This window comes from Shewanella sp. WE21, assembly GCF_002966515.1.
Classification (GTDB): Bacteria; Pseudomonadota; Gammaproteobacteria; order Enterobacterales; family Shewanellaceae; genus Shewanella; species Shewanella oncorhynchi.
The window spans coordinates 3470783-3485662 of record NZ_CP023019.1 but is presented as its reverse complement, the minus strand read 5'-3'; the positions used below and the strand labels follow the sequence as shown (position 1 = coordinate 3485662).

Genomic DNA, 14880 nt, shown 5'->3' with positions numbered 1-14880 from the left:
AGTTAAATCTCCTAACGCACTGAGGATAATAAGGTGTCAAAAATCTGCTGTGCAGTCGTCATGATCCGCGCAGAGGCTTGATAGGCTTGCTGAAAACGCATTAAATTTGCTGCTTCTTCATCTAAGTTCACACCCGACTCACTCTCTACTCGCGCATAAGCTTGTTGATACACGGCCTCTGCCGAACCGACACGCACTTCAGCCGCTTTCGTTTTACTGCCTACCTCGAGCTTAGTATTCTCGAACACATCAGCTAGGGTCGACTTTCCCCCATTCATCACCTTACTTTCGCTCAACTTAGCCATAGCGACAGCATTAGAGTTATCCCCCTCTGCGAAGGATAAATCGAAGGTAAATCTGTCATTGCCTGCAGCCGCTTTGCTGTCAACTTCAAAGGTAAAACCAAAAGCGCTAATACTCGGAGGCGTATAAGGGGCTGCAGCCCCAAGGGATGTTCCCGCGGCGTCGAATGCTTCATAGGTTGGAGGCACAACTGTGGTATCGAGCTTTATCGTCAACTCACTGCCCGTTACAGGGAAATTTGCGGCATTGCGATTGCTAATTTGAGTCAGCTTCACTTGGGTATTGCCAGAGTTAGCGGCATCGGCGGTAATCTTTGGTGATGCGGCGGCAATGCCTTTAGGGTCTTTCATGACCACTTCAATGCCATTTGAAGCACCCGCTGTCGGACGAATGGCAAAACGATCGCCAGACGCCATAGCGCCCGCTTTTATGTCAATTGAAAATCCAGAGCCACCCGATAAAGTCGAGCCAGTTAACGTCAGTGGCGTAATTGCCCCCGTTTTCGAATCTCTCAGCTCATAAGTTGCAGGCGCGGTAAATGACAGTTCGTAGGCACCACCAGTTAATAAACTGGTGTCATCTATGGTGACGCCTAACGTTGCATTACCCGTATTACCAGAAAAACCTGCTGCACGGCCCAAAGACATCATAGGATCGTTGATATCTTTGAAGATATTGGCACCAACTTGCCCATTGAGGTCAATACCTTGTGCTTGCATTTTATTGAAGTTATCAGCCACGCCCAAGGCTAATTGATCGAGCTCATGACCCGCGGGAATTAACGTTTGATCACGATAATCAAAAATGGCCCCTAACTGACCGCCAAGTTTACTCGGATCAACAGTGACACTTTGCGAACCAATACTTGAAGTCAATTGGAGCTCATTCGGAAATGGATCACCCGCTTGGACTCCCATCGTCATAGCAATTTCACCAGAAACCAACATCACTGAGCCACCAAGCATTACGCTCTTAGCACCATTTTCTAATGGAATAACATTCACTTGAGCGTACTGGCTTAACTCTTGAACAAGTGCATCTTGCTTATCAAGCAACTGCGCATCCTGATTCGGCGACTTCATTAACTCTAGGTTTAAATTTGCCAGTTCTGTACTGATCTCATTGATACGCTTAGTCATACCTGTGATCTGGTCATTGGTCTGATTAAGCTGGCCATTCAAATACGACTGCATCTGATTAAGACTGCTGGCAACTTGCTGTGCGTTTGTTAGGGTCGAACTCCGGATACCCAAATCTGCAGGTAAATCAGCCACACTATTCAGCCCCGAAAACAGGTCATTCAAGCTTTGTGGCACAACTTTACCTACCTGTGAAAACAGCTGATCTAGCTCACTCAATTTACCGTAGCTGGCTTCGGCGGCGCTTAACGTTGTTTGGCCAATGCGTAACTCTCTTGCGGCATAGTCATTGTAGATACGCTTAACGTCATTAACGTAAGTTCCCGTGCCATAAAAGCTACTACCAAAACGCTGCGATTCAAGAGTCGACTGGGTTGCCACTTGTCTGTGGTAACCAGCGGTATTGGCGTTAGCTATGTTATTACTGGTAACACCCAGTTGTGACTGGGAGGCAAGCACCCCAGTTCGCGCTATATTCAGTAGATCAACGGCCATTAGTTGACACTCCTATGAACAAACAGGGTTGTAAGATTCATCATTTGTCTTCTCCTGGCAGAATTGATTTCAGTTCTTCACTGATCGACTGCATCACTTTAATCACTTTTTCAGCGTATCGAGGATCAGTGGCATAACCCGCATCCTGCAAAGCTCGGATGAATTGAGTTGGGGAAGCGGCCACTTTTTTCGCATCTTGATAACGTTCACCTTCGGCAATGAAGGACACAAAATCGTTAAAGCTATGCTCGAAATCACTATAAACTCGGAAGTCAGCTTTTTGCTGGACAGCAACACCGTGCTCAAATTCTAAGGTACTGACGTTAGCCTTATCGCCTAACCAACGACGATCAGCTTTAATGTTGAATAGGTTATGACTCGGCGCACCGTTATTGCCGCGGACGATTTTTTGTCCCCAGCCAGTTTCCAGTGCCGATTGCGCCAATAATACTTCTGGTTGGGTACCTAATGTTTTTGCGGCTTTTTCAGCATGTGGATATAAGGTCGCTAAAAATTCTTCTCGACTACCGAACCTGACAATTTTTTGGGTTTCCCTAAATGCTGCCGTCGGCAAAACTTGGCCGCTAATCACAGGTTCTACCACTGAAAGTGATTGTTCACTCCAGCTCGGCTTAGGCGTATTGATAGCCAGTGAACGATTAGGCGCATCAATGTCCATTGATGAATTTGCATCTTCAGCTCTATCCGGTTCAAATACAGGCCGAGCAATAGCAGCCGGCACACCATGATTTACAACTGTGGGTTCAACCACAGGAGCGGCTGAACTCTGCATAGGCACATTAAGCGCTTTATCGTCGTGGAGCATTTTCATGCCACCATCGTCACGCAATACCGATGCAGGCGTGAAATGACTTGTTTCGGGAGAGAGTTGCTGCACCATCATATCGGCAAGGCCCAATACACCTTTGTCAGATAAATCGACCGATAACTGCTGATCGCGCATCTGCTCGTAAAACTGAGTGTATTGGCTATTGAGTGGACTATCAGACTGAAAAACCGCATTGGCATCGCGCATACTTTTCATCAGCATTTGCACGAAAATACCTTCAAATTGTTGGGCAACCTTTTTCAAGGCGCCCTTCTCATCTTTCTGAGCCTGGGCGCGGAGTGAATCTAGTCCGCCCAGGTCAAGAAAATGTGATGAACTTGAAAGCTTTTCCATGATTTTCCCGACAGAAATTAGATGATGATAAGTTCACCATGCAAAGCTCCTGCCACTTTTAATGCTTCAAGTATTGCTAACACATCTGAAGGGGCTGCACCGACTAAGTTAACCGCTCTAACCAGCTCATCCAGCGTAGTGCCTGGATTAAACATAAACATACGGCGGTCACTTTCTGTTGCTGTAATCGTACTATTACTCGTGACGGTTGTTTGACCATTTGCCAACGCGTTAGGCTGCGAAACCTGTGTCGCCTCCGCAATAGTGACAGTCATGCCGCCATGGGTAATCGCCGCAGGGAGTAAGCGTACGTTTTGCCCAACCACTATGGTTCCAGTACGTGAATTAACAATCACTTTGGCAGATTCCTCTGCGGGAACAACATCAAGGTTTTCAAGCGTTGCTAAAAAGGAGACCCGTTGTGATACATCACGTGGAGCCGTTACCTGAACAGACGTCGCATCTAAAGGACGCGCCATATCTGGACCTAATAGATCATTGATCGCATCGGCCATGCGCTGCGCAGTAGAGAAATCCGAACGACGTAGGTTAAACGTCAAATAATCGCCAGTTGAAAATGGGGTTGCTACACTACGCTCAACAATCGCGCCATTCGGTATACGACCAACAGTTGGCGTATTTTGAATCACCTTTGAACCATCTAAACCATCGGCACTAAAACCACTCACCACTAAACTACCTTGGGCAATCGCATACACATTACCATCTACCCCTTTCAAAAAGGTCTGTAATAAGGTTCCACCGCGTAAGCTTTTGGCTTCACCTAAGCTAGATACCGTCACGTCAAGATCTTGACCAGGTTTGATAAAGGCAGGCATATCCGCATGTACGGCTACCACTGCAACGTTTTTAATTTTCGGTTTGACGTTGTCAGGAAGATTAATCCCAAAGTTTTTGAGCATAGTCATAAAGGTCTGCTCGGTATAACTGGTTTTTTCCCCCGTTCCCGGTAAACCGACCACTAAGCCATAACCAATCAACTGGTTACTACGCACACCTTGCACATTGGCAATATCTTTAATTCGTTCAGCCTGACTAGGTAGAGAAAACACTAGCATGGCAACGGCTAACACCAGTTTATATTTCATGATACGACTCCTTAGAAGGGCCACCAGTCGCTCATAAAGAACTGGCTTAACCAGCCCACTTTTTGAGCATCTGCGAAAGTGCCTGTGCCACTGTATTGGATACGGGCATTAGCCATTCGCGTTGAATCGACAGTGTTATCGGGTTTAATGTCCTGCGAGCGAACGAGACCAGTGACACGAATAAACTCATCACCGTTATTAATTGAAATCCATTTTTCACCACGGATCACTAAACTGCCGTTGTTCAGTACTTGCATCACGTTTGCCGAGATGCTGCCATCTAGACTATTGCTCTGATCCGCATCCGATTCACGCTTAGTGTTCATGCTATCTTTGTAACGCAAATCAATTGGCACTCCGCCAATGGACACATTACTACCACCAGCAAAGATGGGATCTAAGCTCATGTCTGAACCTTTTTTGATCTGATTGCCTGCACTCTTCTTCGCCTGAGTCGATTCCTTCAATACGATAGTGATAATGTCACCGACTTTGTGGGCGCGTATATCCGAATACAAGCTAGATGCTTGGCTGTCTTGATAAATAGAGCCAGTTGCGGCAATTTTTGTCGGCGGCGCCTCTGGGTATACCGGCGCGTAAAAGGGATCATCCGCAAGGGGTTTCTTTTGCGTCGAGCTACAGGCTGCAAGTAATAACGCGACGGCCAACACAAGATATCTAGCCATGATGTTTGCCTCTATAAATTCTGAGTCACATAAGACAGCATCTGATCTACCGCTGAAATCACTTTAGAGTTCATCTCGTAAATGCGCTGACTTTCGATAAGGTTCACCAGTTCCTCGGTCACGTTAACGTTAGAGGTTTCTAAGGCGCCTTGACGAATAGCACCCATGCCATCTAACGAAGCGGTCCCTTGAATGGGCGTACCACTCGCACCGGTTTCCGTATATAAGTTTTGTCCCATAGGATCTAGACCCGATGGATTAATAAAATCCGTCATAGTCAACTGACCCACGACTTGGTTCTCAGCGGTACCCGGCGTTTTTACTGAAACTTCACCCTCCGCTGAAACGGTAATACTGGTCGCATTATCAGGAATAGTGATCGCGGGTTGTAGCAAATAGCCAGAACCTGGCGTCACAATCTGACCCGTATCGTCTAAGGTAAACTGACCATTTCGAGTATAAGCAGTGGTTCCATCAGGGAGCTGGATTTCAAAAAATCCAGGACCTTCAATCATGAGATCCAGTGAGTTATCCGTCGTCAGCATGTTACCCTGAGTAAACATTTTTTGAGTGGCGACGACTTTCGTACCCGCACCTATGTTTAATCCGTTGGGTAGCTTAGTGTTAGATGCACTAACACCACCCGCTTGGTTAACTGTTTGATAGAGTAAATCTTCAAATACTGCGCGGCTTTTTTTGTAGCCCACAGTGCTAGCGTTCGCTACGTTGTTTGAAATCACTGAAATATCAGTTTGCTGTGCGTCTAAGCCAGTTTTACTAATCCATAACGCCGGATGCATAATCTATCTCCTAACTAATACGCATTAATGAAGATGAAGCGCGATCATTCTCTTCCGCGGTTTTCATCATCTTGACTTGCAATTCAAACTGCCGCTGAAGATCAATCAAAGACACCATTTCATCAACAGGGTTAACGTTACTGCCCTCTACGGCGCCACTTTCAACTGCGACGAAAGGGTCAGCTGGTGCTGGTTCACCTGACATTTGTCGAAATAATCCATCTTCACCACGCATCATCTGCGCATTGCCGGGATTGACTAACTTCAATCTCGCCACTTCTTCTATCACTTCAGCAGTCGCCCCCTGAGGGCGAACTGACACTATGCCATCCTGTGAAATTGACACTTTATCAATAGGTAATGGCAGCACTATCGGGCCAGCATCCCCCATCACGGGATTGCCTCTGTCGTTATACAACATGCCCGTCGCATCGAAACTGAGACTACCTGAACGGGTATAAGCTTCACTGCCATCTTTCGCCTGAACGGCAAACCAGCCATCGCCTTTAATGGCAACATCGAGATCCCGTCCAGTGGTTTTTATCGGACCAGAGCGAAAATTAGCTGACGGAGATTCTGTCATCGCAAACACCCTTGAAGGCAACCCTTCACCGAAGGCTTGCATCGATCTGGCCTGCGCCATATCTGATTTAAAACCATCGGTATTAGCATTGGCTAAGTTGTTCGCACGGAGTGCCAGCTCATTCATATTTTGCTTAGCGCCACTCATGGCGACATAAAGGAATTTGTCCACAGACTGCTCCGTCAAATTTTCTACATGACAATATCAAAGCAAGCATCATGCCAACAAAAAATAACGTTTAATTTACTGATAGAATTGAAAAATATGAAAATGAAGTGATTTGACGGCAGGATAAAGGCTAAGTGTTGCCACTGGCGGCAACACTTAGTTAAATAAAGTAATGATTAGCGGATTTGTAATACGGTTTGTTGCAGCGTGTTATTCACTTCAAGGGTACGAGAGTTCGCTTGGAAGTTACGCTGTGCCGAAATTAAATCGACCAGTTCAGTCGTCAAATCAATGTTCGATTGCTCTAACGCCGATGAACTGATGCTACCAAAAGTTCCACTATTTGCCTCACCCGCTAACGCTGGACCAGAGTTCAAACTAGCCTTCCACGACGTATTACCCACTTGCGTTAAACCTTGTTCGTTAGCAAAACGAACTAAAGCAACCCGTGCTAAAGGCACGGTTGAACCATTAGAATAACTCGCGGTCACTAAACCATCTTCGCCGATTTCAACGTTAGTTAAGCGACCTACAGTCGTACCATCTTGCGTCAACTCAGTTGCACCAAAAGGAGCCGCATATTGCGTTGGGGCATTAAACTTCACAGTCAAATCTTGAGTACCATCGGCACCAGCCCCTAAAACACCCGCACCACTGACGCCCAAAGCCTCAGTCTTGACTATAGCAGGATCACTACCAGTGTAGACACCAACAGAATTAAACTTGAGGACAGAGCCTTTCCAACCACCAGCAGTTTGAGCTGTGCCCGTTGCATCAGGTGTACCATCGCCAGTGGTATCTGTTTGATAAGTACCAGCAGGACCGGCTAGATCGACTTGTTTTCCATCAACAGCATAGTAAGCTACCCAATTGTTCTCACCATTGTACGAACCATCTTTGGGCTTAACAAAATAAGTGGTCATAATATGTGGCTCACCGAGTGAGTCATAAATTGTCATTGATGTAACGTTATTGTAGGTTTTTGCATCTAGAGGATCGAATGCCGCGGGGTCGAGTGCACTTTCCTTAGCATTTAAGTTCATTTGTAAAGTAACATTCTCAGTCTTTACAGGGCTACCTGCAGTGTCTGGTATTTGTACCGGCTTAGCCGTCGTTAAACTCACTGATGTCGAGTTCCCATCTTTATCCACTGGGAAAGTTTGCAAATAATTACCAGCAGAATCAACCATGTAATTATTTTTATCGACCTTAAATGCTCCAGCACGGGTAAACGAGTGGTCTAATGTACCCAGTTCAGAGGCAGTAACGAAAAAGCCACCCCCTTTAATCGCCATATCAAGGGAGTTATTCGTCAACTGTAAGCTACCTTGATGGAATTGCTGTGCCACTTGGCTCGTCGCAACACCACCACCGACAGCAGTTTTAGCATTTGAAAAAATAGAATTAGCGTAAACATCCGCAAATTCAGCACGGGACTCTTTAAAGCCAATGGTGTTCGCATTAGCAATGTTATTCGCCGTAGTGTTTAAATCTTTCTGCGCAGCAGAAATGCCACTCAATGCAATGTTAAACGACATAATTCACCTCTACACTTGACTCAATTCATTTATGAGCGATTTACGCCCAATTCGGATGCTGCAAAAATTCTTTTATACAAGCTTAGGTTTCAGACACAGCTAACACATCGGTTAACTTGATGCCCATACCGCCTCTCAAGTTAAGAATCGCGCCAGTACTGGCCGTACCGAGAGAAACGCTGGTCACATGAGCATAGGTCGAGACTGGCAATTCTTGGGATTTCCCATCCACTAAACCACTCGCCTTGATCGTATAGTTACCTGCGGTTACAGGTTTTCCATCTTTATCGAGGCCATCCCAGTTAACATCGACATTGCCCCCCTTACTGCCATCAACTTTAAAGGTGGTCACAACTTGGCCTTTCTCATCCTCAACACGTACAGTAACTTCAGGAATTTTAGCTGGCGTGCTAATCACACCTTTTATTGTTGGGCTTTCAGCTGAAATGTTACCTGTATCAGTTGGGATCAACACCTTGCGACCAACAAGTCCTGATGCCTGTAATGCTTGGCTTGATGTCATAACACCGTTTAAATTAACGATTTCCTTATTCAACTTAGTAATACCATCAACCGTCGAGAATGATGCCATCTGCGCAATCATTTGGTCGTTGTCGACGGGCTTAAAGGGATCTTGCATCGATAACTGTTGGCTTAATAACGAGAAAAAGTCATCTTGAGTTAACTGCTGGCTTTTTGCTTCCGGTACTATTGACTCTTTTGGCAAACGTATGCCATCAAGAAACGGATTACCCGTTGAGCTGGTTGATGAATTCGTCGTAACGGCATTTGGCTGACTCTTATTTTGAGCCGTCTGCGCCGACGCTTGGTTAATTTGATTAATGAGGCTCACAGCTTACCTCCTAAGTAACACATGTTATTTACCCATCCCAAGTGTTTGTTGCAGCATAGACTTAGCTGCTTCAGCGACTTGAACATTCATTTGATATGAGCGCGAAGCAGAAATCATATCTGCCATTTCTTCCATGACATTAACATTCGGTTTATAAATAAAGCCGTCCGCATCCGCCATTGGATGATCGGGCGAATATTCTTTCAGTAGTGGTTTATCACTTTCTACAATGCCTTTTACCGCAACGCCTTGAGAAGCTTGTTGCTGACTTTGGGCTTTAGCCATTTCGGCTTCAAAAATGGGATGACGGGAACGATAGGTCTTATCTACACTACTCGAGACGGAATCCGCGTTAGCTATGTTGCTCGCGGTGGTGTTTAGCCTGACCGATTGAGCAGACATTCCCGAGCCAGCAACATCAAATATGCTAAATAAACTCATGATTAATCCCCTCTCAACGCTTTCTTCATGCCACTAAACTTACTATCTAAAAAACCTAGCGACATTTGATATTCAAGTGCATTTTGCATGAATGCCGATTGTTCCTGTTGGATATCAACAGTATTACCATCACCGGTATCGGGTTGATTTGGCACACGGAACTTAACAAATTGCCCAGTCAACTCCGCAAGCCCAAAATGCTTATCTGGCTCTTGCATTTCAAGACTATTTCGCTGCAGCTGTTGGCCTCGAGCGGCCTGCATTGCCGCAGAAAAATCAACATCGCGGGCTTTGTAATGTGGCGTATCCGCGTTAGCGATATTGCTTGAAATAACTTCAGCCCGCTGCGCTCTAATACCGAGAGTGTATTGATGCACACCCAGTGCATTATCAAAATTGATCGCCATAAAATTGCCTCCTCGTGTTCTCACGAAAACAAAGCAATTCATGTGCCAACATCAGGAAAATTTTGAGAATAACAACAAGGATGAACAAGCGATGAGTAAAAAATTACCGACAATTGTCGGTAATTTTCTTTAGAGCGGCTGAGTTAAGTCTTTTTTTGGTAATAAATGCCAGGGTTACAACGAACCATATCAAACTCGTCCGTTAAACCAGCGATAGATTCTGATGCACCGAGAAATAAAATCCCTTTGGGATTGAGAGCGGCAGCGAATTGCCGCAAAATTTTTGCCTTTGCCTCTGGTGCAAAATAAATCAGCACATTGCGGCAAAAGATAATGTCGAACTTGCCAAGCAGACTATAACTCTCGAGTAAATTATGCGCTCTAAAGTTCACCAACCGCTTCACATTGTCCTTTAACTTCATATTGCCTGAAGGTAATGCATCAAAAAACTGACGCTTACGTTCTTCAGATAAACCACGCGCTAATGCCAAACTATCGTACTCGGCATTTTTGCAACGTTCCAACATGGAAGGAGATAAATCCGTTGCTTGAATCGAAGCACTACCAGCCAGGGCACCAGGCTTCTTCTGTTGATACTCAAGAATAGTCATAGCCAATGAGTATGGCTCTTGGCCAGACGAGCAAGCCGCAGACCAAATTTTAAGCGGACGCCCCAGACGACTGTATTCAGGTAGTAGGACATTATTCAACAACTCAAATGGATAACGATCACGGAACCAAAGGGTTTCATTAGTCGTCATAGCATCGATCACTTCAGCTCTGAGCGCACGCTCAGTAGGCTTCATCGAATGCTTAACCACATCAGATAAGGATGGCAGGTTATATTTGCCCATCAAAGGAGCAAGACGACTGCGCACAAGATATTGCTTATTTTCACCCAGTACGATGCCGCTGTGTTGCTCTAAGAACAACCTAAATTGATTATATTCAGCCTCAGCGAGTGATTTATTTGGCACATTCACATCCTAAATCCTATAGCAAGCACCAAAATCAGTGCGAAACCATCATGTTATAAAGTCGAGATTATAGCGTAAAGCGTATCTAGGTACTAACCTACAGCAATTACAAACTTAAATGCTTATTCACAGCAGCAGCCAGTTCGTCGGGATTAAACTTAGCGATAAAGTCATTAGCCCCCACTTTTTGAACCATTGCCTGATTGAATACACCACTTAACGAAGTATGCAGTACCACTTTAATATGCTTAAGCTTAGGATCATCTCGGATTTCAGCGGTCAGGGTGTAGCCATCCATTTCAGGCATCTCAATATCAGAGATTATGAGGGGGATCTCATCGGCCACATTATCCATCTCTTTGGCGATCTCTTTAAGCTTGTCTAATGCTTCGCGACCATCTTTTGCGGTATCAATTTGTAAATTCAATGACTCGAGTGAACGAATAATTTGTTTACGCGCCACGGCAGAATCATCAATAACCATAATATGATAATGCTGAGTTCTGTCGAGGGTCAGTTTTTCATTGGCTTCTTCACTGATAGCCGTTTTAACTGGTGAAATCTCATCTAAGATTTTTTCCACATCGAGAATTTCAACTAATTCACCTTCAATTTCAGTCACAGCTGTCAGATAAGAATAACGGCCAGCACCTTGCGGCGGAGGCATAATCGCTTCCCAATTCATGTTGATGATCCGCTCAACAGAACTGACCAAGAAGCCTTGAACACTGCGGTTATATTCAGAAATAATGATGAAACAGTTTTCAGTGCTCGCTAAAGGTTTTCCCCCTGTTGCCGCACTCAAATCAATCACTGAAATGGTTGTTCCACGAATATGAGCAACACCCTTCACATAAGGATTAAGTTTAGGCAAAGTGGTCAGTGGTGGACACTGCAGTACTTCTTTCACCTTAAACACGTTAATCCCAAACCGTTGACGACCGTTTAATTTAAAAAGCAGTAATTCTAAACGGTTTTGTCCAACGAGCTGGGTTCGTTTGTTGACTGAATCAAGAATACTCGACATAACTCTGCCTTGTTGTTCTGTTTATGTTCGGCCCTATAACTCAGTTGAGTATAGGCATATTAATTGCTTACGTCTTATCTATCGATAAACATAGTCGAAACTGAGTCAATCTTCTGACAGTGATGCAAATTATTATTACAGTGGTCAGCTTCGAACTTAATAAAAGTATAGGTGCATTCTGGCGTTACAAGCTAGTCTCTTCATTATGAAAGTAAATTTAGTCTGTTTTTTTAGTCTTTTCACCCTCTTCATGCCCGCTTTTGCGAGTGCAGAGCCTATTGTCCCCACCGTATCGGCAATCTCAGAATTAGCTAAAGCGCTTATTTCAGAAAAAATATCCGTTCCAGAAAATGCCAAAGTAAATATTTCGCCACAGATGGTTGACGCAAGAATGCTGCCGTCACAATGTTCATCTCCAATGAAAGTAGAACTGGCTAGCGATAGGGAAATTAGCCGTAATAACACCTTAAAAGTCAGCTGCGATACACAAGACTTAGCTTACCCTTGGCAAATCTATATCTCGGTTCGGGTGGATATCTTATTCCCCGTTGTTGTCTCAACCGAAATCTTAGCACCAGGCGAACTCATCTCTCCTAGTCAAGTAGAAGTCCGTTACATTGAACAAAATAGCTTGAGAGGTGCCGAATTCGATGACCCGAGTAAATTGGCTGGCGTGCGAGTAAAACGACGAGTAGCAAAAGATAATCCAATATTAAGCAACAACTTATGCTTCGTTTGTAAAAATGATTCGGTATCTATCTACGTTCGTTCAGGCTCATTCGAGCTCAAAACAGTGGGCGAAGCCCTACAAGATGGCAATAAAGGTGATCGGATCAGAGTCAAAAATAGCAGTTCAAACAAAGAACTAGATGCTATAGTCACAGGCATTGGCGAAGTTGAAGTAAGAATGTAAAATAATCTAAAGCTTTTTTGTAAGCTGCCGATACCCCAGTTAAGAAATCCCGTACACACGACGCTGGAGCCTAAAATGGCAATTGATATTAGCAAACTCAATACTGCAACGACTGCGCAAGTTCGTTCAGGCGCAACGAAAACGAGCAGCGATCAATCTGCTCAAGTTGCTGCAAAATCGACAACACCACAGAGAAGCGATTCAGTGGTCATTACGGCCCAGGCACAACAACTTCAAGGAGCTCAGACTAAAATGGCTAGCCTTCCTGAAGTTGATCAAAAGAAAGTAGCCGAAATCAAACAAGCTATTGCCGAAGGTCGCTATAAAATTGACCCTGAAAAGTTGGCTGCCAATATTGCAAGTTTTGAAGCCGAACTTAATGACTTAAATAAAGAGTAACTATGACTGAAATAGCTAAACTGGTAGATCTACAACACGCCCATTTGGCTGTTCTTAAGCAAATCATACTCAAGGAAAAAGGCGCTTTGGTTGACCAAAACGCCGATTTACTGCTTTCCCTTGCTAACGAAAAATCGCAATGTCTGAAAGAACTAAAGAATAATGATGATATTCTGGCAAAACACAGTGATAAATCGCTACTCACTCAGCAAGTCGAACTCGTACATAAAATGGCCGAGATCAAAGACGCATTGACTGAATGCAAAGAATTAAACGAACAAAATGCCAGTTTAATTGAGATGAATTTAGCGAGTTTAAATCGCTTTGCTCAAGCTTTACAAGCCAGCAGAAACGCCTCCAGCCTCACCTATAACGATAAAGGCAAGACCTCGACTATCTCAAGTTTAGGCAATGATTTAAAGGCCTAACAAGCGCATCACTCCCACTTAGCATTCCCTTTTCTAAGCTCTGATTAGATCTTAATGTCTTGTACAAAAAGAAAAGCCGCGTTAATACGCGGCTCAATACATGCTGTTGAACATACATTCAATAACGCTAGAAATACGTCACTTCCTTCACTCGTTGTGGACGGTTCTGTTGTTGATAAAGCGCCCAAACCTGTGAAAAATCAAGTTCTAACTCAGTGACATAATGCTCGCCTGCTGGATAACTCTTAACGACTCGTGCGCCGCGGATCACGCCAGAAACTGACGCTTTGACATTATCGTCCGTCAACATCCAATCACTGACACTGCTATTTGCCGTTATTTTCTGCCCATAAACTTGTTCCGCTAATTCACGATAAGCCACAATTTTTGATGCCTGCATAGCCATCAACACTCTTTGTGATTGCTCTTTAGCCGGTTGAGTCGCTAAGGGCGCATATCCTATAGCCGTTAACTTAGGAAAACTCGGCGGCGGCACATCTTCCCATTGCACATATCTATCTTTAGCAGCGCAGCCAGTTAGCATTAGCGCCACAATAACTAAAAGGTAGCGTTTCATTTTCCATCTCCTAAGACACGCACTTCATTCATGCCTGGACTCGCCTGACGATATAAGATGCCATTTTGTGACACAATTTGCTCCGAAGGCTGCATGTAGTTTGCCAACTCTTTTTGAGTCACAAAAGTTTGAGATGCCGATACCACGCGATTGTTACTAATGTTCACAATCCGAGTATTGATCGCCATACCATTGGTTACTACGCTCATAGTCGAAACGACAAGATGCTCAACAGGAAGATCTTTCGACAATTTTTGCCAATCTCGCGTCAAAATAAAATCCCCGTCAGATGTTACTCTCAAGCCATCAGCTAAGTTTAAATCCACCACATTAAACTGAAAGCTATGGAGCGATGTCATTAATCCTTGCTGTAACTGTTGCGCTAACGCATTAGTGCCATTCAAATCGCCCACTAATACTGGTGTTGCAATTACGATAGGTTGATCAGCACGCAAAGCATCATTTTGCTTAACGAGCTCAGTCACTATTCGCTGTGCTAAATGGTTAATCACTGCCGTTGGCGGCAACCCATTGCCATCCACTAAACTCGGTTTGGGCGGCGTAACTGGTTTAGCTACACATCCACCTAACATTATCAATGTTAAGGGAATAATCACACGCTTTAGCATTGGATTTACCTCATCTATGGGTGCATTGCCAGTCAAATGACTCACTTTCTAAGCTTCAAATTTTTAATGAGTAACAAAAACCAGCAATCTTCGGACCAATATTAACCTCAGTCCGACAATATTCTTCTATTACGCAGTATATCGACTGTAACAATGGAAACTTTATCAAAAGTTCTCATACTCAGGCACGAAATTTGCTTTATTGCCATATTAGATTAAGAGTCA

Annotated in this window: 17 protein-coding genes; 3 read left to right on the top strand and 14 right to left on the bottom strand. The window is 44.4% G+C overall.

The window, feature by feature from the left end; all coding sequences use genetic code 11:
* Positions 1-11 precede the first annotated feature (11 nt).
* The 12 genes from flgK to CKQ84_RS15330 all read right to left on the bottom strand — a co-directional run bounded on the left by flgK (position 12) and on the right by CKQ84_RS15330 (position 11709).
* The gene (gene flgK / locus CKQ84_RS15385) at positions 12-1937 is read right to left on the bottom strand and encodes a flagellar hook-associated protein FlgK (RefSeq protein ID WP_028761201.1); all 1926 of its coding nucleotides are present in this window, start codon (positions 1935-1937) and stop codon (positions 12-14) included.
* Between the two features lie 40 nt (positions 1938-1977).
* Positions 1978-3120 carry a flagellar assembly peptidoglycan hydrolase FlgJ gene (gene flgJ, locus CKQ84_RS15380; protein ID WP_105251931.1) on the bottom strand — a complete coding sequence of 381 codons (1143 nt, stop codon included), beginning with the start codon at positions 3118-3120 and terminating at the stop codon, positions 1978-1980.
* A 17-nt stretch (positions 3121-3137) separates the two neighbouring features.
* Positions 3138-4229 carry a flagellar basal body P-ring protein FlgI gene (locus CKQ84_RS15375; protein ID WP_028761203.1) on the bottom strand — a complete coding sequence of 364 codons (1092 nt, stop codon included), beginning with the start codon at positions 4227-4229 and terminating at the stop codon, positions 3138-3140.
* An 11-nt stretch (positions 4230-4240) separates the two neighbouring features.
* Entirely contained in the window at positions 4241-4915 is a 675-nt protein-coding gene (gene flgH / locus CKQ84_RS15370) for a flagellar basal body L-ring protein FlgH (protein WP_028761204.1), read from the bottom strand.
* An 11-nt stretch (positions 4916-4926) separates the two neighbouring features.
* The gene (gene flgG / locus CKQ84_RS15365) at positions 4927-5715 is read right to left on the bottom strand and encodes a flagellar basal-body rod protein FlgG (RefSeq protein WP_028761205.1); all 789 of its coding nucleotides are present in this window, start codon (positions 5713-5715) and stop codon (positions 4927-4929) included.
* 10 nt (positions 5716-5725) lie between these two features.
* Complete coding sequence (flgF, locus tag CKQ84_RS15360) at positions 5726-6469, bottom strand: flagellar basal-body rod protein FlgF (RefSeq protein WP_105251930.1); 744 nt, start codon at positions 6467-6469, stop codon at positions 5726-5728.
* Between the two features lie 173 nt (positions 6470-6642).
* Positions 6643-8004, bottom strand: coding sequence for a flagellar hook protein FlgE (gene flgE, locus CKQ84_RS15355; RefSeq protein ID WP_105251929.1), 1362 nt, complete (start codon positions 8002-8004; stop codon positions 6643-6645).
* 82 nt (positions 8005-8086) lie between these two features.
* The gene (gene flgD, locus CKQ84_RS15350) at positions 8087-8857 is read right to left on the bottom strand and encodes a flagellar hook assembly protein FlgD (protein WP_105251928.1); all 771 of its coding nucleotides are present in this window, start codon (positions 8855-8857) and stop codon (positions 8087-8089) included.
* A gap of 24 nt (positions 8858-8881) precedes the next feature.
* A complete protein-coding gene (gene flgC / locus CKQ84_RS15345; protein WP_006085646.1) occupies positions 8882-9298 on the bottom strand; it encodes a flagellar basal body rod protein FlgC in 417 nt (138 codons plus the stop codon).
* A gap of 2 nt (positions 9299-9300) precedes the next feature.
* A complete protein-coding gene (gene flgB, locus CKQ84_RS15340) occupies positions 9301-9705 on the bottom strand; it encodes a flagellar basal body rod protein FlgB (RefSeq protein ID WP_105251927.1) in 405 nt (134 codons plus the stop codon).
* 143 nt (positions 9706-9848) lie between these two features.
* On the bottom strand, positions 9849-10688 hold the full coding sequence (locus CKQ84_RS15335; protein ID WP_168824478.1) for a protein-glutamate O-methyltransferase CheR: 840 nt from the start codon (positions 10686-10688) through the stop codon (positions 9849-9851).
* Positions 10689-10788: 100 nt separating this feature from the next.
* On the bottom strand, positions 10789-11709 hold the full coding sequence (locus CKQ84_RS15330; RefSeq protein ID WP_028761211.1) for a chemotaxis protein CheV: 921 nt from the start codon (positions 11707-11709) through the stop codon (positions 10789-10791).
* Positions 11710-11914: 205 nt separating this feature from the next.
* Between CKQ84_RS15330 and flgA the strand changes: the two genes are divergently transcribed.
* The 3 genes from flgA (at position 11915) to CKQ84_RS15315 (ending at position 13449) form a co-directional block, all read left to right on the top strand.
* Complete coding sequence (flgA, locus tag CKQ84_RS15325; protein WP_028761212.1) at positions 11915-12622, top strand: flagellar basal body P-ring formation chaperone FlgA; 708 nt, start codon at positions 11915-11917, stop codon at positions 12620-12622.
* Between the two features lie 75 nt (positions 12623-12697).
* Positions 12698-13021 carry a flagellar biosynthesis anti-sigma factor FlgM gene (gene flgM, locus CKQ84_RS15320; protein ID WP_105251926.1) on the top strand — a complete coding sequence of 108 codons (324 nt, stop codon included), beginning with the start codon at positions 12698-12700 and terminating at the stop codon, positions 13019-13021.
* A 2-nt stretch (positions 13022-13023) separates the two neighbouring features.
* On the top strand, positions 13024-13449 hold the full coding sequence (locus tag CKQ84_RS15315) for a flagella synthesis protein FlgN (protein ID WP_028761214.1): 426 nt from the start codon (positions 13024-13026) through the stop codon (positions 13447-13449).
* 127 nt (positions 13450-13576) lie between these two features.
* Here CKQ84_RS15315 and CKQ84_RS15310 read toward each other — a convergent pair whose 3' ends face one another.
* Together CKQ84_RS15310 and CKQ84_RS15305 are read right to left on the bottom strand one after the other, a co-directional pair.
* Positions 13577-14026 (bottom strand): LPP20 family lipoprotein, encoded by a 450-nt coding sequence (locus tag CKQ84_RS15310; RefSeq protein WP_028761215.1) that lies wholly within the window; start codon positions 14024-14026, stop codon positions 13577-13579.
* Positions 14023-14655 (bottom strand): FlgO family outer membrane protein, encoded by a 633-nt coding sequence (locus CKQ84_RS15305; protein ID WP_105251925.1) that lies wholly within the window; start codon positions 14653-14655, stop codon positions 14023-14025. The genes CKQ84_RS15310 and CKQ84_RS15305 overlap by 4 nt, the downstream gene beginning before the upstream one ends.
* Between the last annotated feature and the right edge of the window lie 225 nt (positions 14656-14880).

Excerpts from the sequence above, each read along its gene's own strand:
- flgG (WP_028761205.1), bottom strand. The coding sequence starts at position 5,715 with ATGCATCCGGCGTTATGGATTAGTAAAACTGGCTTAGACGCACAGCAA.
- CKQ84_RS15310 (WP_028761215.1), bottom strand. The coding sequence starts at position 14,026 with ATGAAACGCTACCTTTTAGTTATTGTGGCGCTAATGCTAACTGGCTGC.
- flgH (WP_028761204.1), bottom strand. The coding sequence starts at position 4,915 with ATGGCTAGATATCTTGTGTTGGCCGTCGCGTTATTACTTGCAGCCTGT.
- flgK (WP_028761201.1), bottom strand. The coding sequence starts at position 1,937 with ATGGCCGTTGATCTACTGAATATAGCGCGAACTGGGGTGCTTGCCTCC.
- flgA (WP_028761212.1), top strand. The coding sequence starts at position 11,915 with ATGAAAGTAAATTTAGTCTGTTTTTTTAGTCTTTTCACCCTCTTCATG.
- flgJ (WP_105251931.1), bottom strand. The coding sequence starts at position 3,120 with ATGGAAAAGCTTTCAAGTTCATCACATTTTCTTGACCTGGGCGGACTA.
- flgB (WP_105251927.1), bottom strand. The coding sequence starts at position 9,705 with ATGGCGATCAATTTTGATAATGCACTGGGTGTGCATCAATACACTCTC.
- flgE (WP_105251929.1), bottom strand. The coding sequence starts at position 8,004 with ATGTCGTTTAACATTGCATTGAGTGGCATTTCTGCTGCGCAGAAAGAT.
- CKQ84_RS15305 (WP_105251925.1), bottom strand. The coding sequence starts at position 14,655 with ATGCTAAAGCGTGTGATTATTCCCTTAACATTGATAATGTTAGGTGGA.
- CKQ84_RS15330 (WP_028761211.1), bottom strand. The coding sequence starts at position 11,709 with ATGTCGAGTATTCTTGATTCAGTCAACAAACGAACCCAGCTCGTTGGA.
- CKQ84_RS15375 (WP_028761203.1), bottom strand. The coding sequence starts at position 4,229 with ATGAAATATAAACTGGTGTTAGCCGTTGCCATGCTAGTGTTTTCTCTA.
- flgM (WP_105251926.1), top strand. The coding sequence starts at position 12,698 with ATGGCAATTGATATTAGCAAACTCAATACTGCAACGACTGCGCAAGTT.
- CKQ84_RS15315 (WP_028761214.1), top strand. The coding sequence starts at position 13,024 with ATGACTGAAATAGCTAAACTGGTAGATCTACAACACGCCCATTTGGCT.
- flgC (WP_006085646.1), bottom strand. The coding sequence starts at position 9,298 with ATGAGTTTATTTAGCATATTTGATGTTGCTGGCTCGGGAATGTCTGCT.